This window comes from Pseudoalteromonas sp. SG41-2 (assembly GCF_014164535.1).
GTDB lineage: Bacteria > Pseudomonadota > Gammaproteobacteria > Enterobacterales > Alteromonadaceae > Pseudoalteromonas > Pseudoalteromonas rhizosphaerae.
On record NZ_JACJFK010000004.1, the window covers coordinates 78,842 to 101,314 of the forward strand.

General features: G+C 39.2%; 19 protein-coding genes and 2 pseudogenes. 9 read left to right on the top strand and 12 right to left on the bottom strand.

Going from position 1 to position 22,473, the window contains the following annotated elements; genetic code table 11:
• Positions 1-26 precede the first annotated feature (26 nt).
• The 4 genes from H5186_RS04375 to H5186_RS04390 all read left to right on the top strand — a co-directional run bounded on the left by H5186_RS04375 (position 27) and on the right by H5186_RS04390 (position 4,458).
• Entirely contained in the window at positions 27-902 is an 876-nt protein-coding gene (locus H5186_RS04375; protein ID WP_182717307.1) for a FecR family protein, read from the top strand.
• 255 nt (positions 903-1,157) lie between these two features.
• Complete coding sequence (locus tag H5186_RS04380; protein ID WP_182794163.1) at positions 1,158-3,875, top strand: TonB-dependent receptor; 2,718 nt, start codon at positions 1,158-1,160, stop codon at positions 3,873-3,875.
• Between the two features lie 168 nt (positions 3,876-4,043).
• The gene (locus H5186_RS04385; RefSeq protein ID WP_182739331.1) at positions 4,044-4,196 is read left to right on the top strand and encodes a hypothetical protein; all 153 of its coding nucleotides are present in this window, start codon (positions 4,044-4,046) and stop codon (positions 4,194-4,196) included.
• Between the two features lie 76 nt (positions 4,197-4,272).
• A complete protein-coding gene (locus tag H5186_RS04390; RefSeq protein ID WP_182739330.1) occupies positions 4,273-4,458 on the top strand; it encodes a hypothetical protein in 186 nt (61 codons plus the stop codon).
• A gap of 6 nt (positions 4,459-4,464) precedes the next feature.
• Here the strand turns inward: H5186_RS04390 and H5186_RS04395 are convergent, their stop codons facing one another.
• Positions 4,465-5,136, bottom strand: coding sequence for an FMN-dependent NADH-azoreductase (locus H5186_RS04395; RefSeq protein ID WP_182717303.1), 672 nt, complete (start codon positions 5,134-5,136; stop codon positions 4,465-4,467).
• Positions 5,137-5,265: 129 nt separating this feature from the next.
• Here H5186_RS04395 and H5186_RS04400 point away from each other — a divergent pair, with 129 nt between their 5' ends.
• Positions 5,266-6,117 (top strand): LysR family transcriptional regulator, encoded by an 852-nt coding sequence (locus tag H5186_RS04400; RefSeq protein ID WP_182761131.1) that lies wholly within the window; start codon positions 5,266-5,268, stop codon positions 6,115-6,117.
• 344 nt (positions 6,118-6,461) lie between these two features.
• A complete protein-coding gene (locus tag H5186_RS04405; protein WP_182739327.1) occupies positions 6,462-7,772 on the top strand; it encodes a DKNYY domain-containing protein in 1,311 nt (436 codons plus the stop codon).
• Between the two features lie 133 nt (positions 7,773-7,905).
• On the opposite strand, the pseudogene H5186_RS04410 reads toward H5186_RS04405, so the two are convergent.
• Both H5186_RS04410 and H5186_RS22985 read right to left on the bottom strand, forming a co-directional pair.
• Positions 7,906-8,124: pseudogene (locus H5186_RS04410) on the bottom strand (haloacid dehalogenase type II); the annotation flags it as partial.
• 165 nt (positions 8,125-8,289) lie between these two features.
• Positions 8,290-8,631 (bottom strand): annotated as a pseudogene (locus H5186_RS22985) (integrase core domain-containing protein); the annotation flags it as partial.
• A gap of 85 nt (positions 8,632-8,716) precedes the next feature.
• Between H5186_RS22985 and H5186_RS04420 the strand changes: the two are divergent.
• Entirely contained in the window at positions 8,717-9,313 is a 597-nt protein-coding gene (locus tag H5186_RS04420; RefSeq protein WP_182739325.1) for a hypothetical protein, read from the top strand.
• Positions 9,314-9,469: 156 nt separating this feature from the next.
• Here the strand turns inward: H5186_RS04420 and H5186_RS04425 are convergent, their stop codons facing one another.
• The 3 genes from H5186_RS04425 to H5186_RS04435 all read right to left on the bottom strand — a co-directional run bounded on the left by H5186_RS04425 (position 9,470) and on the right by H5186_RS04435 (position 13,151).
• Entirely contained in the window at positions 9,470-11,812 is a 2,343-nt protein-coding gene (locus H5186_RS04425) for a S9 family peptidase (protein WP_182794164.1), read from the bottom strand.
• A 196-nt stretch (positions 11,813-12,008) separates the two neighbouring features.
• A complete protein-coding gene (tmpT, locus tag H5186_RS04430; RefSeq protein ID WP_182794165.1) occupies positions 12,009-12,650 on the bottom strand; it encodes a thiopurine S-methyltransferase in 642 nt (213 codons plus the stop codon).
• Between the two features lie 9 nt (positions 12,651-12,659).
• Positions 12,660-13,151, bottom strand: a complete 492-nt coding sequence (locus H5186_RS04435; protein WP_182794166.1) for a DUF2938 domain-containing protein — start codon at positions 13,149-13,151, stop codon at positions 12,660-12,662.
• A gap of 100 nt (positions 13,152-13,251) precedes the next feature.
• Here H5186_RS04435 and H5186_RS22990 point away from each other — a divergent pair, with 100 nt between their 5' ends.
• On the top strand, positions 13,252-14,142 hold the full coding sequence (locus H5186_RS22990) for a LysR family transcriptional regulator (protein ID WP_182717290.1): 891 nt from the start codon (positions 13,252-13,254) through the stop codon (positions 14,140-14,142).
• On the opposite strand, the gene H5186_RS04445 is transcribed toward H5186_RS22990, so the two are convergent.
• From H5186_RS04445 to rmuC, 4 genes are all read right to left on the bottom strand, one after another.
• Positions 14,139-14,717, bottom strand: coding sequence for a DJ-1/PfpI family protein (locus H5186_RS04445; protein WP_182761128.1), 579 nt, complete (start codon positions 14,715-14,717; stop codon positions 14,139-14,141). The genes H5186_RS22990 and H5186_RS04445 overlap by 4 nt on opposite strands.
• Positions 14,714-15,517 (bottom strand): hypothetical protein, encoded by an 804-nt coding sequence (locus H5186_RS04450; RefSeq protein WP_259400280.1) that lies wholly within the window; start codon positions 15,515-15,517, stop codon positions 14,714-14,716. Before H5186_RS04450 ends, H5186_RS04445 begins: the two co-directional genes overlap by 4 nt.
• A 220-nt stretch (positions 15,518-15,737) precedes the next feature.
• Positions 15,738-16,049 carry a cupin gene (locus H5186_RS04455; RefSeq protein ID WP_182717287.1) on the bottom strand — a complete coding sequence of 104 codons (312 nt, stop codon included), beginning with the start codon at positions 16,047-16,049 and terminating at the stop codon, positions 15,738-15,740.
• A gap of 9 nt (positions 16,050-16,058) precedes the next feature.
• A complete protein-coding gene (rmuC, locus tag H5186_RS04460; RefSeq protein ID WP_182717286.1) occupies positions 16,059-17,528 on the bottom strand; it encodes a DNA recombination protein RmuC in 1,470 nt (489 codons plus the stop codon).
• 214 nt (positions 17,529-17,742) lie between these two features.
• Between rmuC and H5186_RS04465 the strand changes: the two genes are divergently transcribed.
• Positions 17,743-18,291 (top strand): hypothetical protein, encoded by a 549-nt coding sequence (locus H5186_RS04465; RefSeq protein ID WP_182717285.1) that lies wholly within the window; start codon positions 17,743-17,745, stop codon positions 18,289-18,291.
• On the opposite strand, the gene H5186_RS04470 is transcribed toward H5186_RS04465, so the two are convergent.
• Together H5186_RS04470 and H5186_RS04475 are read right to left on the bottom strand one after the other, a co-directional pair.
• Positions 18,288-20,879: a serine/threonine-protein kinase gene (locus H5186_RS04470; protein WP_182761126.1), complete on the bottom strand. Its 2,592-nt coding sequence runs from the start codon at positions 20,877-20,879 to the stop codon at positions 18,288-18,290. The two genes, H5186_RS04465 and H5186_RS04470, sit on opposite strands and share 4 nt — an antisense overlap.
• Positions 20,863-21,852: an FHA domain-containing protein gene (locus H5186_RS04475; protein WP_182717283.1), complete on the bottom strand. Its 990-nt coding sequence runs from the start codon at positions 21,850-21,852 to the stop codon at positions 20,863-20,865. The genes H5186_RS04470 and H5186_RS04475 overlap by 17 nt, the downstream gene beginning before the upstream one ends.
• Positions 21,853-22,473 lie beyond the last annotated feature (621 nt).

The following is a 22,473-nucleotide window of genomic DNA, read 5'->3' on the forward strand; positions in this document are numbered from 1 at the left end:
ATAATAGAGATAGATAGAGAAATAACATGGTCACCTCATCCAAACATGACGATGAAAATAAAGATCCACTTAAGCAAGCGATTTGGCAAGATGCCGCACTCATTGCAGCATTACAAAAATTAGACTCACAAACACAAGTGAATCAGCCAACACAGGCAGAACCTAGCCAAGAAAAGCCTTTTTGGTTGTGGGGAAGTGCGCTTGCAGCCAGTATTATTGTCGCCGTGGTTGGCGTTATGCAATTAAGCTCAGAGGTAACCCCTGAAGCTTCTTCGCTCGTTGCTGCACAACAGTATTTTGCCACTGAAGCCACTGATATTACTTTGTCAGATGGCTCTGAAGTTGCATTAAATACACACACTAATTTGCAATTTAATGAAAACGATAAAGCCAGACAAGCAACCCTGAGTAAAGGCGAAGCTTATTTTTCAGTAAAACGTGATGAACATCGCCCGTTCACCATCAATACCGGTAACGCAACAATAAGCGTATTAGGCACCGCTTTTAATATCGATAAAACCCTACGCGAAACCACAATTGATGTGTTTCATGGCAAGGTGGCGGTAACCACACCAGATAACGCACAGCGAGTAGAATTAGTAAAAGGGCAGCGAGCTCGCGTTCATAATAATCATATTATTGTAAGTACATTTAAAGCACAGCAGCCTGATTGGCAACTTGGCTGGCTTGATTTAGAAAATGTCACCATTAATGATGCTATTTTTCAACTTAATCGCTATACCGACAAACCATTAGTTCTGAGTAATGTGGATGCTAACTTACGAGTCAGCGGTCGTTTTAAAACAACCGATGTCGTTGGCGCGGCATCTTTAATCGCGCAATTAAACCAGCTTGAGGTTAATCGCTTTGACGACAGTATTGTATTGTCGCCAACAAACTAGTTTGAGCATATTTTTGCAGTTGGTGGCATTGTCATAAATTGTTCATTTATATTCTGCACACTGTCGTTTTATTAATGAAGTAGCAAGGCCGTTCATAGATGTTACGTATAAGCAGTTTTTTATGTGTAGCACTCTCGATTTTTTCTATTGCAGCAGATGCCGCAACGGCCAGTTTAATAGAGCAATTAACTGACCTATCTAAACGGTTTTCCACTGCGATAATATACAACACCTCATTACTAGCAGGCATAACCGTTGAGCCCAGAGCCCAGAACTCAAACCACACTTGAGCAAACTCTTGATTTATGGCTGACTCCTAGGCAATTAAGCTGGCAAAAAACCGCTTCTGGCATCGTTATTTTTCAAACCGCAACATCAGTACCAGCAACGGCAATATCAATACTCGAAACTAACAATACGCAGGTGATTGAAGAAGTAACAGTAACCGAGTCATTACCTACACCATCCAATGGTGATGCCTATAACCACAATTACCAACAAGCAATTAACTACGCCCAACAAATAAAGAGTAACTATGTAGGGCAAAGCGAAATAGCAATAGGCGCAATGCTCAATCAACTGCCAGCTGAAAATCTTGCCGAGGCACTACAAGCAGTACCCGGCATAAGCATTACCCGCGATCGCGGTGAAGCCCTCAATATTAATGCGATGGGATTGGGTGCTGAGTATCAATTAACGCTATTTAATGGTCATCGCCTTGCAAATACCGAAAACGTTCGAAATTCAAACCAATATGGGCAACAACATCGCTTTGATATATTTAGCGCAGGGTTATTTTCAAATATCGCGGTGTATAAAACCACAAATTCAAGCCTTCCTAGTGGTGCAGTAGGCGCTACAGTTAACTTGCTCAGCGATGACCCCCTTGCTTATCAAGACAATAACCTACAAGTTATGCTCACCACCGCTGCGCTTGAAGGTGAACAAAACCTTCAACCAAGCTTTGGATTAACAGGCAATGCCAAAACAGCAGATGGTGACTTAGCTGTGATGGTAAAAATGAACTATGAAAACCGTCTGCAACGTCAGTTTCAGTTTGAAACCTGGCACTGGGGAGAAAATGGCGGCGCACCGCAGCCTTACCAATGGCCTGATATTAATAAAAACATCTTGGTGCCTACAGATGGCTTAGCACTGACCATAGAAAACGAAGATCGCACTCGCGCAACATATTATGGCGCTTTAGCCTGGCAAGCTACTGAGCGTTTAAAGCTTAATACTCTGTGGTTTAGATCAGATACTGACTTTTCGTTTGATGAGCACCGTATTTCAATTAACCCACAAAGTCAGTCAGCTCAAGCACAGGTTAACGATGAAAATAATAGCTTAAACCAATTTGTGTTTAACGATGTAAATGCCAAAACTAGCCGTGAAGAATCCAACTTATATTATGCCAACCAAACCATACAAGTTGATGCTAACTGGCAACCAAGTGCGCATTTACCCTTAACGCTTTCGCCATTTTACAGTAGCAGTAAAGCAAACAGTAAAACCAAAGAACCTATCTCTCGCGTTCATGGGGCTATTTCGCCTATGCAGGCAAACGTAGTTTTACAAAATAAATCGGTTGATAGCTTTAATTTTGCAGGCAACCTAGGGTTGGTAAGTAGCTACTCACATATTAATCAAATGAGCAAACGCACTATTAATGTGCTTAATGAAGTGGACGAGTGGGGCATTGATAGTCATTGGAGTCGTGAAAATTATTGGGGCTTACAAGCGCTGGATATCGGCTTTTTACATTCAACTCAAAATTATGACTACACCCGCAAAGATATAAGTTTATCGCCCTCGGCTTTAGAGCAACTACCTAATTTAGATGGTCGTTGGCTTGAACCAATCACTAATAAATTTTCAGCTGAGTTTATCAACGCAGATGTACAGCCTTGGCTAATCCCAAAAAGTGACCTTTTTCAACTTTATGATATTGATTTATCGTTCGCTGAAATGAGCGATAGTGACCGATTAAATAGTTACAAAGTAAGGTTTGTATCAAAGGAAGGATACATCTCTTCAAAGTGGCAATTTGAGCAAGTAACGTTAAGTACAGGCTTGCGATACAGCAATACATTAAGTGAAACAAAAGGCTCACAGCATGCAACAACAGGGGAATTAGCGCCCATCAATAGCAGCAATAATGATAGCACTTGGTTACCGTCAGTTAATTTAAAATGGCAGCCTTCGCAATTTTGGCAATGGCGGGCAGGCTTTAGCCGCTCTTTAAATCGGCCGAATTACTCAGATTTAAACCCAAAGCTGCATGTAAACTCAGGAGGTCTACCTTATGCAGAGCTTGGTAACCCCAATTTGCAACCGGTTATAGCCAACACTAGTACCCTCTCCGTTAACTGGCAACAACCAAGCGTCAGCGCACAATTGCTGGGCTTTAATCACCACATGAATAACTTTATTGTTGAGCAAGCAGCAAGCTTTAATTATCAAGGCCAGCATTACAACTCTTTGCAACGTACTAACGATGGCCAAGCTCAAGTCAATGGCTTACAAGCAAGTAGCCAGTGGCAATTACCGCAATATAGCCAGTGGTTCTTACAAAGCCAATTATCAGCAAGCATCACCCATATAAACAAAGCTGATGTAAGCACCTTAGCTGGCAATCACTTAAAAGTTGCAGGAGTCTCTGACTGGACAGGTAACCTGCGCTTTTTGGTCAGTGATGATAAATGGCAAGCTGCATTTAATATTAATTACCGTAGTGACTTTTTGGAGCAACACGACATTAGTAATAATGCCAATAGTTATGTTGAAGGCTACACCAGCACAGATTTAAGCTTTAGCTGGTTTTACTCAGCCAATGCCAGCCTGCGCTTAGATTTATTTAATGCCACCAATGAAACACTCACCCGTACAGCAAAAACTGACGGCGCCAGTTCATTACTCAAAGCTGAAGAATTTGGCCGCCGCGTGGTAGTTAGCTTGTCATTAAGAATATAAGTTTTTGAATTTACCACACGTAAACAAAGATCGCTTTTGTAAACCCCCATTACGTTTTGAGTAAAAATAATACAAGCAACTAATGTTTAAAGCTAGCTTATGCAAACCCAGTAGCCGCTGAGTTAATGGCTTGCTAGTATCGAAATGATACATAACGATAATTACCTCATGCAATCCTCAAAAAAAGACGAAGATGGCCCAAATACACATGTTTTATATAGCCAAAGTGAAGGTGGCATAAATTGGGGTGAGTTTAAATCGGTATTAAATAAAGCAGGCACGTCACTAAAAGGCGTTATTGAACAGGATTTAAAAGCCTAACAACCGGCCTTTTAGTAAATATGTTAGCGATGAGCTAGAGCCTAGCTGGTTTATCAATAAAGCAAACAACGTGGTTATGACTTTTCGTGACCAACAAACTCTACCGACCATGCAGTATCAAGGTAAATACAAACGCATTGGTTACAGCTACCCAAAAAGTTATCTTTGGCAAAAAAGCTTATTTATAAGCTACGCAGTTAACAAAGAAGACATAGCCGTAACAAAGCTAGACTTAGCGCAGTTTCAGGAAGCCGTTAAATAAGAGCTTTCAAGCAGCAACATAACTGAGATGCAGCGCAAGCTCTTTAGCTCGACTGTAAGCATTTTCTAGTGATTGTTGATGACGAGTATCGGCAAACTCTTGATACTCACAGGCAATTTCATGAATTGTGCTCACGCCTAAATATTTGCTCAACGTACGTAAGTGCGGCACTAAATGGCTCATATGCTCACGAATACCACCTTGCTCAAAACCAAACTCACCGCTTGAGGTGATCACAACCAAAGTCTTACCGCCAAGTAAAGGCAGCAGCGGAAAGTTTCCACGGGCCAGATCAAAATCAAAAGTTTTGTTGATCCTAACAACTAGATCAAACCAGGCTTTCAGCTGCGCTGGCATACCATAGTTATACATAGGCGAGGAAATCACAATAATGTCAGCACCAGCAATTTCTGCAATGAGTAAGTCTGACAACGCCAGTAACTGCTTTTGCTCATTAGTCTTTTTATCATCAGGAGTAAATACCGCACCTATCCAGTCTTGGGTAATAAAAGGCGGCGGATTCACACCTACATCACGATAAATATACTCATCTATGCTTTGCTGCTGAGTAACGCTCTCTATAAAACGCTTAGCTATATTTTTAGAGATTGAATCGTGATCTGGATTGTCATTTTTAACGGCTCTGATGCTTGCATCAATGTGTAGTAGGGTGGTCATGCTGTTTATCCTGTTAGTAATTGTGCGGTCATCATCCAACTAACAGAGGCTTTTCACAAACGAGTTAACCTCAGCTATAAATAAGTTATACTCATCTATAGTCAATTTTATTATTTGCCAATATCACTTATGCAAGTATCACTACAAGCGCTTAAAGCCTTTGAAGCTGCAGCGCGTTTAGGCAGCTTTAAAGCCGCCGCTGATGAACTCTCACTCACGCCAACAGCGATTTCACACCATATAAATAATCTTGAAAGCCGTTTAAATGTGGATTTATTTTACCGCCAAGTAAGAAAGATCACTCTCACTCCCACTGGTGAATATTTAAGTGCGGCCACAAGTGACGGCTTTAACCGCATCGACCAAGCACTGGCAACTGTGCAAGCCACAGGGGCAACAGTTAAAATAACCACCACCTCGTCACTGGCCGCCCTGCGCTTAATACCCGCATTGCAGGAATTATCAAAAAGTCAGCCCAATCTTGAGGTAGATATATCAACCAGTGAAGCCATTGACAAACAATTGCACACATTACCCATTCGCTTTGGCCAGCAGCGCAATATAAACGCAGATGACATTATAAAAACCGAACATTTTAACCTGTTTGGCTCATACAAAGCCGCCGATATCCCATGGCAAAATGGCCCTGTTACGCTCTATACCACAAAATGGAAAAACAACGCGCTAAGTGAGCCTCCAATTAAACAATGGCTTACTCAAAACAACTTAGATCCTGCTTTGTTTATTATTAAAACCTTCGACCAAGAGCTATTTGGCATTCAAGAAGCTATGGCAGGCTCAGGACTGGTATTTTGTTCAACCACGCTAGTACAACGATTATTAAACACCGAGTTACTTAAAAACTTTAATACTCAAGCAGTTGAATCTGAGTTTTGTTATTACATACCCAATAAACAGCGTTTTCAAACCCGAGATACACGCCTAGTTTTAGAATGGGTAGAAGGGCTGTTGAATTTATAAATGCTAGTTATAAATCAAATTAAGTAATAGCTAAAAGTAGGGGGTTACTGATTTATCTTATTGCTTTAGACTTTGTCTAATAGGCAAAATAAGGATAAAGGGTCAGTCAATAAATATTATGTCTGAAGTCAATATTTGCTCCCCTGGGTTTCTATGTAAGTTCACACTAAGCAATTAGGGGTTATTCATTCTTTCGAAATGATCTTTTAAATTGCCTACTATGTTATGGCATAGAATTATGAACGCCCTCTTCATCTTGTGTTAATCATTAGCAGCCCGTTAAACATGGCGCTATAAATATGTTATTTTATCCGCTGATATATTTAATAGCTATGGAAAGATAAATGAAAATACTCATATGGATTGGAATTATATTTTTAGTCATCCCCCTTGTTGGTGCCTTAATTGCTCTTATTATTGGCTTATATGTTAATAATCCTAGCACGCATAACGCGACTGCTTTTGATAGTAAAATTAGCAATCAATATTACCTACAAGACGGTAAAGTTGTTTATGTTTTAGATGGCAATTTTTTCCAAATTGGAGGCTCTCCAGTAGAAGGAGCTGACCCTGATACGTTCAGTGTGATTAGTCAGTCTTACGCTAGAGATAATAATAGTGTTTATTACAACGGAAGACGGGTTGAGGGTGCTGATCCTAATTCAATTCAGTTGATAACATCGGGTATTAATACAAGTAAAGATGAATCTGGTTATCTTGTTAGTGGTGGCAAAGTTTTTTGTTATGGACAAATGATAGAAGGTGCAGACGCCGCTTCGTTCTCTTATTTGTTGGGCTCATACGCCATGGATAAAGAATATTTATATTACTACATCGATGACAAATTTCCACGTAAAACAATGCCTGAAGCGATTAAAAATGCGAACGAGCGTTATATTCGTCATGGTGAGCAGGTAATTTATCAGGGAAAAATAATTAGTAACGAAGCCAGTCGTTTTAAAATTATTAATGATGAGTATGCCGTAGACGGACAGCATGTTTATTCACATGGTGAGGTTGTTGAAGGCATGGTAGCCGATGGCTTTACGGTGATTACGCCTTACTACAGAAAAGATAAAAATCAAGCGTACTATTTTAATACACCCATTCCAGAAAGTGATCCATCTACATTTAAAGTATTAAATGATTCTGTTGCCAAAGATGGTAAGCACGTTTACTACAACGGTTATATTGTTGACAATAGAACGGTGGCAGAAGTGAGCCGGTCTGATGCCAGCGAGCTTGAGAAGATGTGGAAATGGAATTCTCTTCACTTAAGCCCAACGCGGGTGATTCTGGTTCCTACTGATGATGTTGAAGACATTACAAATAATTTTTATGCTTACAATAACGAAGTGTATAGCAGAAATAATAAACTTGTCGGTGTTGAACCTGAAGATGTGGTTATTCTTGATGAAGATGAAAAAATATTTGTCCGTATAGGATCTCAGGTTTTTTATTATAATGTTGTAGTTGAGGGTGCAGATCCAAACACTTTCACTGTAATAGCCGATCGTTTTTCAAAAGATGCTAAGCATGTTTACTGGGAAGTGTATAAGGTAGTCGATGCCGACCCGTTAACCTTTGAATATGAAGAAAATTTATATGCAGACGAGAACGATGCGGGTGAGTACTACTTAAAAAGATGGGAATAAACGCTCAAAGGTACAGGGTATGGCTATCTACTCTGTATCTTTATTGTGTATTCGACTATGACTTCCAAACAGTCTGATAAGCCCTTACGACAATATCGACGTTTGAAGATCTTGCCAAGTCTTTTCGGGCATTGTGCAGTAAACAGGCATAATCAAGCGCATGCTCAGTACACACAGAAAAAGGCATATAGTTTTGCATTAAGCTCCATCTAAATGAGTATTCTTGCTGTTTTTCACGCTAGGTAGTTGAAAATGCGTGTGCGTTATCGCCAACCATATTTTCAAGTAACGACACCACGCCATGAGTGTTTATAAGTGTACCGTATACATCAAACGCCAGTGTAGTTGCCATTAATGACTCCTGTTTAAATCGTTACTAAAACGCGATTTTATCGCTCAGCTTAATCACCATATCAGGTAATAAAGTACAGTAACACTACCGGCGATTTAAGCACCCACTGTAAACCCCGTTACGATTTGGTTAAAAATACGCACGGTAAGATTGTGTTTGTTGTGGTCAACTAATTCCAAGCAGTGAATTAAGTTTTTCTTCTGCTACACCATGTGATTATGGCTATGTGGCCTGCGCCAATTATAATAATTCATCAAGAAGCTAAGATCTTTTTCAGCGTCTTGATAATTACTATAACCCAATGAGGGAACCCATTCTGTTTTTAAACTTCTAAATAGGCGCTCCATCGGCGCATTGTCCCAACAATTCCCTCGGCGGCTCATGCTTTTTTATCCGGTAACGCAATAACTTTTGCTAAAACCTCTTTGCGCCGTATTGGCTTCCTTGATCTGAGTGAAACATCAATTCAGATGGTTTGCCTCGTTGCTCGTAGGTTTTATCTAATGCTATTCTTTCCGTCTAGTTTTTAGATAATAATTAAGACAGATGTAAGCTCTAACTCTTTGTACTAATTATTTAAAAGGATCGTTTAGTGATACACAATATTTCAAAATATAGTTTTTTTTGTTTAATTTTATTGCTCATTTCATTGAGTGCTCATGGGCGTAGCCAGTCGAGTATGTTTTGCGAAATATCCTCTATCGAGGGCCAAGCAGTCACAATTAATAAGAAAAAGTATGATAATGACCTCAAATATGACTTTCAGCTTATAGATGAACATAAAATAATAACCGTTACAGTAGGAGTTATAAGACCTGAGCACGACTCTATTTTATTTAAAAACTCAGCGAAAGAAGCATCGAAGATTGAAATTGTGGAAGACTCACACAAAAGATATGAAAAAATGTGGGAAGAGGAGCTTTTTTATACGGTGACTTTATTACATTCTAAAAACTATATTTGGGAGCAACGTACTGCAAAGCTATCAATTTGGAAAGCTACGTTTAATGAGCATTATAGATTAATAGGCTTTTGGTCAGCAGCAAGCGACGAGGAGATGTTCACTCTTTCATTAAATGCACTAAACGCTTCTAATCAACAGGAATTGGTGCCAACTAATGTAATAGCAAATACTGTTGATGAAATACTTAGCCAGTGCAAAATAAAATCATTAAAAAACGAAATCTAAAAAGTTAAAGGGCTCACTAACACTGCTTCAAATTAACTCTCTACTGGTCAAAAGCTTTACCTTAGCTGTAAACCCCCGTTACATTTTGATTAAAAAAGCCACACGCAAACAATGGTTAACGTGTGGCTTTTTAGCCTTTAACTTTTTTTAATGTAATTACTTATTTAGTAAGTTCTTTTCAAAAAAATCGGCCATCATGGTGTGATAGTGCAAGGTAGTGCCTTTGCCTTCTCGTAAGCTATGTGAGCGATTTGGATATGAGAAAAACTCAAACTGTTTGTTGTACTTAACAAGCTCGTTAATTAAACGCTCTGAGCCTTGGTAATGAACGTTATCATCCCCTGTACCATGAATAAGCAATAGCTTACCGGTTAGGTTTTTGGCAAAGTTAATTGGCGAAGTATTGTCGTAACTCTCAGGATCGGTCTTTGGATTACCTGCATAACGCTCTTGGTAGATAGTGTCGTACAAGCGAATGTCTGGCACCGGCGCTGAGGCAATACCGACTTTAAATTTATCACCATGGCGGAACAATAAGTTAAGGGTTGAGCTGCCGCCGCCTGAGTGACCCCATACACCAACACGGTCGGTGTCTATTACATCCCAGCGTTTAGCCATGGCATCAAGCGCATCAACTTGGTCTTGTACTGTGATTGAGCCGATTTTTTTATAAATCGATTTACGCCAATCACGGCCTTTTGGTGCGCGTGTACCACGATTATCAACCGATGCCACAATAAAGCCTTTTTGCGTTAATAGTGATTTATACAAGTAGCTGTCGCCTTCAAAGCGGTCTTGCACTGTTGAGCCCCATGGTTCGCCATACACGTAAAAAATAATTGGGTATTTTTTACTGTTATCCATGTTTTTAGGGAACATAATGTAGCCGTCAAGCTCAGTGCCATCCTGCGCATTTACTTTAAAGAACTCGTGGCTTGGTAAGCTTTGCTCAGCGAGTTTTTCTTTCAGCTCTTTATTTTCAACTAAGGTTTTAACATTACTGTGATCGCTTACTTTAATGATCTCTTTAATTGGCGGCGTGCCAAATTGTGAGTAAGTGTGCATTGCCCATGAGGTATCTTTAGACATGTAATAGCTGTTTGAACCTTGAAATTCAGCAGGCGTTACGCGTACAGGTTTACTACTACCATCCAAAGACGTACTAAATAAATAACGTTGACCTGCATTGTCTGGCGAAGCGGTAAAATACATCACGTTTTTATCTTCGTTTAGCGCCAGCATATCAACAATATCGTAATCACCTGGGGTTAAATCGATAATGGTTTTACCATCGCGAGATACACGATAAAGGTGACGCCAGCCGTCGCGCTCGCTGTGCCAAATAAAGAACTTACCATCTTTTGACCAGTTGGCTTTGTAAAACCACTCGATAAAAGCATCGTCTTTATCTTCTAAAATTTTGGTCAATTGCTGTTTTTGCCAATCGAACAGCCAAACCTTGTTGTGGTTTTGCGGGCGGTTTAAGTCTTGGATCATTAATTCCTTACCGGTGCCTGCCCAGCTAATACGAGGAATATAGCGGTCGCGGTTATCGCCTTCAAGTTTGGCCCAGCGGGTTTTCTTATCAGCAACGCTAACAACCCCCACGCGTACTGCCGAGTTAGGTTCACCGGCTTTTGGGTAAGGAAACTCTTTTAAGGTAGGATAGAGCTCGTCGGTGTTATTGATCATGGTGAAAAACTTAACGCCGCTGGTATCTAGCTGCCAATAGGCGATTGATTTGTTATCTGGGCTCCAACGAAAGCCATCAGCAATGCTGAATTCTTCTTCGTAAACCCAATCAAAGTTACCATTAACGATTTTAGCGCTACCATCGGTTGTAAGCGCTGTTACTTTGTTGCTGCCAACCGCTTGCATATAAATGTTGTTATCGCGCACGTAAGCCACTTTTGAGCTATCTGGTGAGAACTTAGCAAACATTAATTTAGTTGGTTCAACATCTGCGCCACCTAATTGCTGTAATTGATTGGTCTCAAGATTGAGTAACCAAAAATCCCCGCGACTACGAGAGCGCCACACTTGCTCACTGTTGGTAAATACCATCAACCATTTGCCATCTTTTGACCACTGGTAGCTTTCGATTGCAAATGACTCATCTGCGCCCTCAGGCAGTAGTTTTTCAAACTCAACTAGAACTTTGCGGCCAGTACCATCGGCATTGTAAAACACAATGTCGTTGCCTTTTACGCCGTGCTCTTTTTCGTCATCTGCATTGGCATTTTCAGCGTCGTCTTTTTTATCTTTTTCGCTTTCACGCTCTTCAAGTACTGTATAACCGGTGCCATCATCAAGCCATTTAAAGTAAGTGCTACGCTGTGCCTTGAAATATTTATCTTTATAGATTTGTTCAAGCGACAGTGGATTGCTAATTTGTGTCATCGTTGTTGTAGCCGTGACGTTGTGTGTTACCGAACAGCCTGATAGCGACAGCCCAGCCAATACCGACAGGACAAGCCCTGAGGTTTTGATTATATTCATTATATGATCCTAAAAGTGCTGTTATTAGTTATTGTATTTGTTCAAATGGTTGAGGAAGTGACAAAATGATTCGCTCGTAAAACTGAGCAAGGTTAACTACAGATACTTTAGCAAAGTTTGCATATAAGATCAGAACGTTCATCGCAAGCATTCATCCATTGACCCCAAACATTACATGCAATATACAACATAAAGTTTAATCTTTTTTGTTTAACTGCCAAACAACTATATTTGCCGGTACAACGCCTTTAACTCCATTCGCAATAGCTTCACATCTAATTAATTGTAGCGAATAAGCATGGTGATAGTGATCAAATACCTCTTGAGCGCTAATACTGTATGGTGTGCCATCGCGTTTAGACTGATCATATACACAACAAATAAGTAGCTGTGGTGCTTTTTGTGTGATCATCACTACATGCCTGCTATATTTTTTACGTAGTGTAAAAGGCAGGGCTACTAATGATCCGCGATCATATATAACATCAACAGATCCAAGTAAGTTGGCGGTTAGTGCAAAAATATCTCCCACCCAAATAGCCAAATTATCCGCACTATACAGTTTAAACTTGTCGTGCACCGTTACTGTAGGTGTAACATTTAAAGAGCCAAATAGGTGTTTAATGGCGCTTTCACAGAGCTCAACGCCCACAACCTGTATATTCTGCTCGAGTAGCCATGCAATGTCGTTTGTTTTACCACATAAAGGCACGAAAACTCGGCCATTTTGAGGAATTTTCAAGTTAGTAAAATAACGATCTAAGTATGGATTTACTCGGCTTTCATGAAAACCAATATCATTGTTTTTCCAACGATTTAACCAATAATCAGCAGACATAGTAGCTCCTCAAAATAGCAATAAAACAAGCGAGCTGATATAAATTCCTGCACCAAATACACAATGTGATACACAGCTTTTAACTCTGGCCGACGCTGGTCTTGGCGTTTTACTCGCAGCAATACCCAGCCCAAGCGCAGGTTGCATAATAAAAAAAGGCGTACATACTGTGGCTAAACCAAATATAAGGGCGGGTATTAGGCGGGGGGATACTAGCCAGTCATTTGACATAACCAATAAAAAAGTAAAACTAAAAATAACGCCTATTACATAATGGATAAACCAACCGATTGCGCATTCGCCTTTTTGCGATGGCGCTTTGTTTATTGCTGTATGTTTAAATTGACCACTTCGCATCAAGCTTATCCAGCGACCGACCATACAAAAGTTTAAAGATGGCACGCCAAACACTTTCGCAAGTAATAGCGACCAACTATCAAGCACTGCTGTTGCGCCTACACCGATAACAATAACAGCTACCCAATTAATACTGTGTTCCATAAAAATACTCTTTAACAAGAAAACCTAAAAGCAATGATATAGACTTACTAAAATGTTAAATATAAAGCTTTAATCAAACTTAAATTGCAAAAGTGGAATCATGCTAGATGATATAGTGCTGTTTGTGCACATAGTACAACAAGGAGGATTGTCTCAAGCGGGGGAGTATTTATCGCTGCCTGCGGCAACAGTTACGCGGCGTTTACAGCGCCTTGAATCTCGCCTTGGGCAAAAACTGCTGCATCGCTCTGCACGCCAATGCACACTCACACAACAAGGACAGGTGTACTATCAAAGTTATGCCAACTTAGTTGAGCAATTTGAACAAACTCGTTATCAACTTAATCAACAAAAAGAACAACTTAGTGGTAAGCTAAAAGTGCTCGCGCCACTGAATATCTGTCATGGTTTTTTAAAGCCGATGTGGTTGTCGTTTTGCAAGAAATACCCTGATATTCAGTTGGAGCTGATTTTAAGTAATCAACTTGACGATATTATTAAAAACCAAGCTGATTTAGCGCTCAGGATCGGCCCTCAAGCTGATTCGTTATTACAGCAAAAAAAGCTCGCAGAAGCCGACTCTATCTTAGTCGCATCACCTGAGTACCTAACAAATGCAGCAAAACTTGTTGAACCGAACGATTTAAAACATCACCGTTTAATTGGTACAACACTTAGAAATAAATGGCTATTAACGAACACGCAATCATGTGCTACTTACACACACATGTGCCGCTTTAAAAGCATTTATAACGATACTGGCTTTGTAAAATATCAAGTTGCGGATCATCAAGGTATCGGTTTGTTACCGCGCTTTGAAATTATAAATGAGCTACAAACAAAAGAGTTAGTTAGAGTATTGCCACTATGGCAAAGCCTGCCGCGAGAAATTTATGCCATTTGGCCAAGTGGTCGTTTACTTAGTAAAAAAGCGGTTTGTCTTAAAGATTATATGCATAACTTTATCAGTGAACAGTTACCGAACAGTTAAATGTTTTTGTGCCACTGGTACTGCATTTGTTTTGCCGTAAGCTCTGCAAGCTCAGAGCTCCCCAGCTCAGTAACTAATTGCAAGCTCATATCAATTCCTGCAGAAATACCCGCTGAAGTGGTGAATTTACCTTGTGATACCCAGCGCTTATTGCTGATCACATTTAACCGAGGGAACATATTAGCGAGATCCGCAAGATCTTCCCAATGCGTAGTCACCGTTAAGCCATCGAGTAAACCCGCTTTGGCCAGTAAAAAAGCGCCTGTACACACTGAGGCAACTTTAGCAGTAGCACCAGCGGTTTCTCGGATCCAGTTTATTACGGCTGGTTTTTCAAGCTCATGTGTATGTATACCACCGACAACAATGAGTAAATCAATCGCGGGGTGATCAGCAAAACTGTAATGGGGGTTTACACTAAAACCTGCACGGGCAATTATCGGCCCGGCATGCTCTGCCACAAAAAATACCTGCCAATTATTGTCTGCTAAACGCTTTGCCGTGCTAAACACTTCAAATGGGCCTGAAAAATCCAGCACTTCGGCATCATCGTAAATATAAATAGCAATGTTCATAATGTGTTTTCCTTAGCTTGCTCTGCATCAAACATTAACTTTAACCATCTTAAGTCTTTTGCATCTAAATTTGCTTGTTTATGTAATGAGGGATCATCATAAACATCTTTATAAACATGGCAGATAGCAACTTCTGTTAACTCACGCCATTTGTCGTCATTAAACTCTGATAGTGAGCCATCTGCTAAATTAAAAGAACTGATAGGATCATGCTCAGCTTCAGTCGTTCTAAGAGTTAACTCTAACTCTTGTAAAATAGGGTTGATCAACTGTAGCGTATTTGCGGCCTCAAACTCTGCAATTATATTGCTTTGGGCTGCTTTGATTTCTTTTTCAAGTTGATATTGAGACAATTTATCGGCAGAGGCACGCACACCGTATTTATTCAGTAGGCCAGTGATGCTTGGCAGCATAGCTTTGGCCGCAATACTGGCTCCTAACAATGGATTTGCAATAGCCGCTAAGCCGCCCACCAAAAGCATTCCGTAGGTGAGTTTTTTATCTAAGGCATCAATATCATTAGCAAGCGACTGTAATGAATTAGTTTGCCCCAAAGCTTGATCACGCATAATTGCATCAGCGCTATTTAGCATGTAATGGCGAAGTCCGGCCTCAGCATGCTCATTAGGAAAATGAAAAATACGCCGCTTAGGTAAGTTATTAATCTCAGGTACGCCGTTTGGTAAATAACGCATGGTGTGTAAAGCGAATTGATGTTCAGATAGTGCAAAAGGAATTACAAAATAATGCTTTTCATCAAATGACGTGGGGGTTTGCGTACCAAATCGTTCAAATGACATAAAAAAGGCAGACCATCAATCATTTCTTTTGCAAATACATAGCCTTTATTGAATTCATCAAACATTTTATTAGATGTCGATTTTAGCTTAACAATTCCTTTATTTATAAAATCTTTCATAATTATTTGTTGATCCAATTCGATTCTAGCTGGCTAGCTGCCGTAAAGGTTATACAAGCTGGTCTAAAAAGCCCAGCAATTAAATATCAAACTTTAGCAGCTTAAACACTACCTTGCGTTTCAATCACTAAAATACGCGCTTCACCCATAGGGTGGGCTACGTGCTCAGTGCCTATTGAGGCATAAAAAATGTCACCACTTTGCAGTACAGTTGAGTGCGTCTCGCTATCTTGTTTGTAAAACATTTCAACGACTCCATCAAGCACCACAAAGACTTCTTCGCCATCATTAATATGCCATTTATAGGGTTTATCAGTCCAATGTAAACGGGTAGTGATGCCATTCATATTGGCAATATTTTTAGCTCCCCATGCCTTTGCTGCGGTGAATTCTTTACCACGTATGATCTGCATACAATTTCCTTATTCGTCTAGCTCTAATTGCGCCCGCTCTAACGTTTCGGCGGGTAGTTCTTTTTGTACTGATACACCAAGCTCTTTAAATTCTGAGGCTTGTTTTATTAGGTTGCCTTTACCGCGATATAACTGCGAAAACGCTTTATCGTAGCTTTCTTTGGCTTTATCTAACTGTTTACCAACACCTTCCATGCTGGTTAAAAAGCCGTTGAGCTTGCTATAAAAACGCTCCGCGCGATTAGACAACTCTTTTGAATATTTAGTCTGCTCTTCAAAACGCCATAACTGTTTCACAATATTTAAGCTGGTTAAGAGGGTAGTGGGGGTGGCAACCAGAATGTTCTTTTCTATCGCTTGTTGATAAATATCACTTTGATACTTAAGAGCTTCAACAAAAGCTGATTCTATCGGCACAAACATCACCACCACTTCAGGAGAGTTAAGCCCTGGTAAGCGATCATATGATTTACTCGCCAGCTCATTAATACGCGCTTTTACAGCCTCAACATGCTCTCTAATTGCTTGTTGAGACTCCAGTTCATTATCTGCATTTACGTAGCGAGTGTAAGCGTTTAGCGAAGTTTTAGCGTCAATCACTAAATGCCGACCTTGAGGCAAATACACCACCACGTCAGGGCGCAGGCGGCCTTCTTCGGTATTAAACGATACCTCGCGTTTATAATCAGTACCAGCGCGCAGTCCTGCGCTGTCTAACACGTTTTCAAGCATGAGTTCGCCCCAATTACCTTGGGTTTTCTTTTGCCCTTGTAATGCGTTACTGAGCCTGTCTGCTTGCTCAGTGATTGCTTGGCTTTTCGCTTGTAGATGTAATAACTCTATTTTCAGAGCTTCACGTTGTTTTAGATCTTCAACATGAATTGATTCCAATTTATCCCTGAAGCCTTTTAACTCACCTTGGACAGGTTTTAACAGCTGCTCAATACTTTCTTGATTAAGGACTTTAAATTTTTGCGATTTTTCTTCGAGTATTTGATTAGCAAGGTTTTCAAATTCTTTTTTAAGTTGCTCTTTGCTTTCTTTAATATGTTGTAACTGTTGCTCAAAATGGCTTTGCTTTTGCTCAAGCATAGTGCGCATATTATTGAGCTCAACATCACGGGCATTGTATTCGCTTCGTAGTGTTGTTAAATCAGCTTCAGCCTTGCGCCAATAATGGTTGTATTGCTGGCTTTGCTTTTCTTGCTCAGTGAAGCGGGTTTTATAGTGCTGAGTTTCGTCGCGTTGTTCTTGGTGGCTTTGCTTAAGTAAATCGTGTTCATCTATCAAGGCAGTATATTGCTGCTGTTTTTCATTGGACTGTGTTTGCAATAAAGCTAGTTGTTGCTGCTGCTCACTTAGCTCTGCTGTTAGTCGCTTACCACGACTTGCATAAATAACACTAAAAAGCACCGCGCCAACACTAAAACCAATCCCAACACTTACCCAATCAATGTTTGTAAGTAACTGTATATACATAAATAAACTTTAATTAACCAAAAGACACTTCATGATAGCCAATCTAAAAATACCACGATAGGTTTTTTTACTTTTTTATGACTCTAAAAATCATTACAGAGCATTACAAAAGACCCATCTTAATTAGTTATATAAACAATTTTATTCTACACTCAGAACAATAATAAAAACCAACAAGTGGTTTTACTTATACAACAATACAAGGACTGAAAAAATGAACGATATCAAAACCCCAAATATTGAAGTGCAATGTAAAGCAGATAACTACTTTTCCGTTAAAACGTTGACTGTTTTACCTCATACACAAGAAAATTGGTTAACATTTTTTAATAACGAAACAAATCCGACTGAGTCGCTGAGTGTTTTGTTTAATAATGCAGGAAAAAACGATCTCATAAGCACTGAAAAAAGACAATACGTAGAACTTATTATCAGCCTAGATCCGTCAGTGGCTGCCGATTGGGAATTTTATGGGAATGGTGTTGAATATTGTGGTGCAGATAGCAATTGCCAATATAATATATCTACCGAGATCACTGATGACGACACTTTAGTTTTAAGAATTGCTCAAGTAGAGCCGACCTATGAATTTAACGGTGTAGATAAAGACAATCTTGAAAAAGTTGTTGAAGTAACCGAAGGCAAAGAAACTGAGTATTTACCTATTTCGTTTAGGTATACAGCTAAACATGTGCCTTCTGGCAAAATTTATATGTCACAAGATCCTAAAATTGTTGTTCGTAGGCCTGGTGCTACATACTAATATAAAGCACTAGCACAACGAAAAGAAGAGTCATATTGTTGCATTAACGCAATAAACTCTTCTTTTTGGCACCAAGGTTTAAACCAGGGTAAATTAAACCACATAGGGTGATAGCCTATCATTAATGACTTTTCTATATACATTAACGCTGACTGATATTCACCAATCACACTATATACAAGCGCTGCAGTGAACACATATTCATTATGATCTGACGCAATACTTATTGCTTTATTGAGTGCTTGCAAGGCAAGTTTAGCTTCGCCGAGTTGGCTGTATGCTTGTGCGACTTCTAAATAACTATCAAGGGTGTGTTGATCTTGCGCCAGCTCAACTACCTTTAAATAATTAGCTGGATATGACTCACTAAGTCCTAAAACCTTTTCAATATCAGCTAGGTTAAGGCGAAAGCTGATATGCTCTGGGTTTATATCAACCGCCTGTTGGGCAACTATTAATGCTTGCGAAAACTCTCCTTGTAACGAATAAGCAATACTTAAGTTACTTAAATCTATGCTATCAGGTTTAATCTCAATTGCCTGTTTATATTGCTTTATAGCAATGGCTAAATCACCTTCTGTTAGGGCTATATCTGCCAGTAATTGATTTGCCATATAGTTTTGAGAACTTAAGCTTATAACTTCATTAAGCAGCTGCTTTGCCTCTTCAATTTGACCTTGCCACCATAATACTTGCGCTAAATTTTGCTTTATTATTGGATTTGCTCGTATTTTTAATGCAAGTTCAAACGCCTGCTGTGCTTCAGGCAACTGATCTTGTTGTAAATATAATAAACCTTTAAGTTCATAAAGAGCGGTAGAACTTGCTCCAACTTGTTCAGCTTTAGCTAAATACTGCTTCGCAGTTAACCAATCTTGCCTAGCAACCGCGATTAGCATTGCATTTGTAGCAAATGCAGGGGTGTTTTGATACGCAGTTGGTGAGTTAAAAAGTAATTTACTGGCAATATTTAAATACTCTGCTTGCTGTGATTGCTGATATAAACTCAGGGCGACTTCACGTAATAACTCATAGTTGGCATATAACTGCGGGGTTTGTTCTATAGCCTCTTTAATACGCATAAATAATTGATCAGTGTAATCACCAACTTGCTGCACTTTTTGATAAAGCTCAATATGTTCTATTTGTTCTTTGTCACTAAGCTGCGCCATTGCAATATATTTACTATCAAAATCAGGGAAAAGCGCTGTTAATTGCTGACTGCTTAAATGGTACATCTGATTATAACTATCAATTACAATGGGCCATTGCTTACGCGCTTTTACCGTCCAATTTGGCGCCTCGAGCCGAACTAACGTTAAATAGCATTGCGGTTGCATGCAATTAAGCTCAGCGGTCACCACTTCTTGTGCACCCGTTGCTTGCTTTAATTTATGTAACTTATCTGTAAAAGTAAGTTTAGCATTGCCGCTTTGTAAAATGAGCGCAACCTCATCCTGCGAAATAAGATTTAACTGCTTACTATTAATAATACTTTGCCTAATAGCATCATCAATTGTGGCTTTGAGCATATTTGTATCTGCGGATAACAGTGCGGCTGATTTTACCACCGGAGGTAAAAATGCAACATAGTGCTCTGCTGGTTTATGTACTTGCAGCTTATACATTAAGCCTGTTGCAGCCACGGCAATACAAAGCAAAGTCCCTAAAAAAACAGCCTTTTTAGGCGATTTTTTTTGTAATGCGAGTTGCTCTAGTGGAACTGTGTCTTGCGCCAAAATTTCTTGCTGTTTAATAGCTATAATAACGGCTTGTAACTTACGCTCTACACTTTGAGCATCAACAGGGCGGCGGTCTTTTTTTCGTTGTAATAATTGATTTAGTAAATCACATAATTCATTAGGTAACTTGGGAATGATCTCATGTGCATTACACGCTTTACCGTTGGCAATATTATTAGCAATCGTTTGCGCAGATCCTTCACCAAATGGATGACGGCCACTAATAAACATATAGGCCAGCATACCAAAAGAAAATAAATCACTGCGAAAATCTAACGGCTGTTTATTAAGCTGCTCAGGCGACATCGCACTAGCACTGCCACAACTGGATTCATCACGTTGCTCACTAAGCGGCTTATTTTGTAATGTTGCAATACCAAAATCAGTGATTTTTAATTCATTTTTATCAATTAAAATATTGCTAGGCTTTAAATCACAATGCATAACATCTTGACTATGGGCATGGGTTAGACCAGCACACAGTTGTGCTAATAAATTAAGCTTTTCGGAGAGTGTGGTGACGTGCTGATGTTGAAACTGCTGTAATGTTTTGCCTTTTAAGTACTCCATTACAATACAAATTTGCTGCTCATATAAAATTACATCATGTATTTGTACAATATTAGGGTGATTTAAACGAGCAAGCAGCTGCGCTTCAACCAAGGGGTCGCTATGTTCTATTGAGTGCTCAGTAGGCTTTAATAATTTAATCGCAACATAGCGCTTTAAACGTGTATCCTCTGCAAGATACACACTTCCCATACCTCCTTGGTTAAGTAGTTTAATTAATTTATAGTTAGTGATGACTTTATTAAATTTTAATACTGTTTCATGCTCTAACGACATCCGAGGTACTCTCTAATTCACACCCTTTATAAATCATAAAGGATGCGCCAGCAAACCGTACTTTTCGCAATTGTCTTTCGATGATATTTTCAGCATCATGAACATTTACTAAAACTTCTGAAAACTGCTTGCGAGCACGATGTATCTGTATATTTAAATAGCGCATGTCGACACCTAAATCTTTCACTAATTGCTCCGTATTTACCCAACCTTGGTTAGCTGGTAATACTCCTTTTTTAGCATCTAAAGCTCTATAGCGCGCTAAATTTAAGGTTAAGTAGTGATGGCAGCGAACATGCAAATCAAAATCTTTATTATTATTGTGATGTTGAACTTTTAATTCTGATGTTTCTTCATCCAAACTTAGGTTAAAAATAAAGTCTAAATCACTAATATACAATTGTGGTACGGAGCTCATCTGGGTTGCAACTTCCAGATGACTAGAAAGAAACATCCATTGTTCACCACCTAAGGTAATAATACTATGATCTTCTAAGACTTCTCGTATCGTAAACTCATCATCGTGTAATGATTCTAACAACCATTGGCCGCTACTTTGCTCAAAAACAACCACGCTATCAGGTTGCTGCTCAGGCAATAGGTGGTAATGATTAAGCTTAATTGTCTCGGCTGTTTGACTTTGCTCGTCATCTAACTTGATTAATTGGTCTGTAGGAGCACTGAGATCTTTAACCACATAAGTGACCTCTGAATTACCGGCAAAATAAATTTTATCGCCAATACTTAGTTCTTCAGAGTCATCCTTCACCAAACGCTTATGATTTAACCAAGTACCATTCAGGCTTAAGTCACGGATATACCACTTACCATTCAACCACTCAATAATAGTGTGTATTTTCGACACACTCAGATCGTTGACAAGTGTATCTACAGAATATTGAAAGCGCCCAAAACTATGATGCGCATATAAAAAACAATATTCACTTGTATGTTTATTAATTAAATAAGCCATTTTCACTACCTTTTATCGAATGATGAGGTATGTGTCTAACTATTGATATTACAACCAATTCTCTATAATAGACACAACCAAATCAAAATAAAACAAAAAATTAACATTTAATGTATTCATGGATTAATCCGCAAACAATTGCGGCCAGATAACAGTATTTTAGAAACAAAAAGGCAAAATAAACATTACGTACTATTACAGCAATTGTTTATTAAAGGGATAAGTAAAAGAATGAAATATAAAAAAAGCCAGCTCTAGGTGAGCTGGCCTAATATTACTAAAATAAGTAACTAAAACTAGGGAATCAACATGATGCCTGCGTTGACTGCAATTCAACAACAAGCATAATAGTAGACGCCCCCAAGGTACTTTAGTTCAAAATAAATTTAAAATTGATAAAATAATACTGCATGCGCCAAATAGCAGACATAAAAGAAGCCAGCTCAAAATGGGCTGGCTCAATCATTACTAAAATTAGTAACCAAATAGGGAAATCAACATGATGCTTGCTTAAACTGCAATTCAACAACAAGCAAAAGAGTAGACGCCCTCAGGGTACTTTAGTTCAAAATAAATTTAAAATTGATAAAATAATACTGCATGCGCCAAATAACAGGCATA

Excerpts from the sequence above, each read along its gene's own strand:
- H5186_RS04375 (WP_182717307.1), top strand. The coding sequence starts at position 27 with ATGGTCACCTCATCCAAACATGACGATGAAAATAAAGATCCACTTAAG.
- H5186_RS04385 (WP_182739331.1), top strand. The coding sequence starts at position 4,044 with ATGCAATCCTCAAAAAAAGACGAAGATGGCCCAAATACACATGTTTTA.
- H5186_RS04390 (WP_182739330.1), top strand. The coding sequence starts at position 4,273 with ATGACTTTTCGTGACCAACAAACTCTACCGACCATGCAGTATCAAGGT.
- H5186_RS04395 (WP_182717303.1), bottom strand. The coding sequence starts at position 5,136 with ATGACCACCCTACTACACATTGATGCAAGCATCAGAGCCGTTAAAAAT.
- H5186_RS04400 (WP_182761131.1), top strand. The coding sequence starts at position 5,266 with ATGCAAGTATCACTACAAGCGCTTAAAGCCTTTGAAGCTGCAGCGCGT.
- H5186_RS04405 (WP_182739327.1), top strand. The coding sequence starts at position 6,462 with ATGAAAATACTCATATGGATTGGAATTATATTTTTAGTCATCCCCCTT.
- H5186_RS04425 (WP_182794164.1), bottom strand. The coding sequence starts at position 11,812 with ATGAATATAATCAAAACCTCAGGGCTTGTCCTGTCGGTATTGGCTGGG.
- tmpT (WP_182794165.1), bottom strand. The coding sequence starts at position 12,650 with ATGTCTGCTGATTATTGGTTAAATCGTTGGAAAAACAATGATATTGGT.
- H5186_RS04435 (WP_182794166.1), bottom strand. The coding sequence starts at position 13,151 with ATGGAACACAGTATTAATTGGGTAGCTGTTATTGTTATCGGTGTAGGC.
- H5186_RS22990 (WP_182717290.1), top strand. The coding sequence starts at position 13,252 with ATGCTAGATGATATAGTGCTGTTTGTGCACATAGTACAACAAGGAGGA.
- H5186_RS04445 (WP_182761128.1), bottom strand. The coding sequence starts at position 14,717 with ATGAACATTGCTATTTATATTTACGATGATGCCGAAGTGCTGGATTTT.
- H5186_RS04450 (WP_259400280.1), bottom strand. The coding sequence starts at position 15,517 with ATGTCATTTGAACGATTTGGTACGCAAACCCCCACGTCATTTGATGAA.
- H5186_RS04455 (WP_182717287.1), bottom strand. The coding sequence starts at position 16,049 with ATGCAGATCATACGTGGTAAAGAATTCACCGCAGCAAAGGCATGGGGA.
- rmuC (WP_182717286.1), bottom strand. The coding sequence starts at position 17,528 with ATGTATATACAGTTACTTACAAACATTGATTGGGTAAGTGTTGGGATT.
- H5186_RS04465 (WP_182717285.1), top strand. The coding sequence starts at position 17,743 with ATGAACGATATCAAAACCCCAAATATTGAAGTGCAATGTAAAGCAGAT.
- H5186_RS04470 (WP_182761126.1), bottom strand. The coding sequence starts at position 20,879 with ATGTCGTTAGAGCATGAAACAGTATTAAAATTTAATAAAGTCATCACT.
- H5186_RS04475 (WP_182717283.1), bottom strand. The coding sequence starts at position 21,852 with ATGGCTTATTTAATTAATAAACATACAAGTGAATATTGTTTTTTATAT.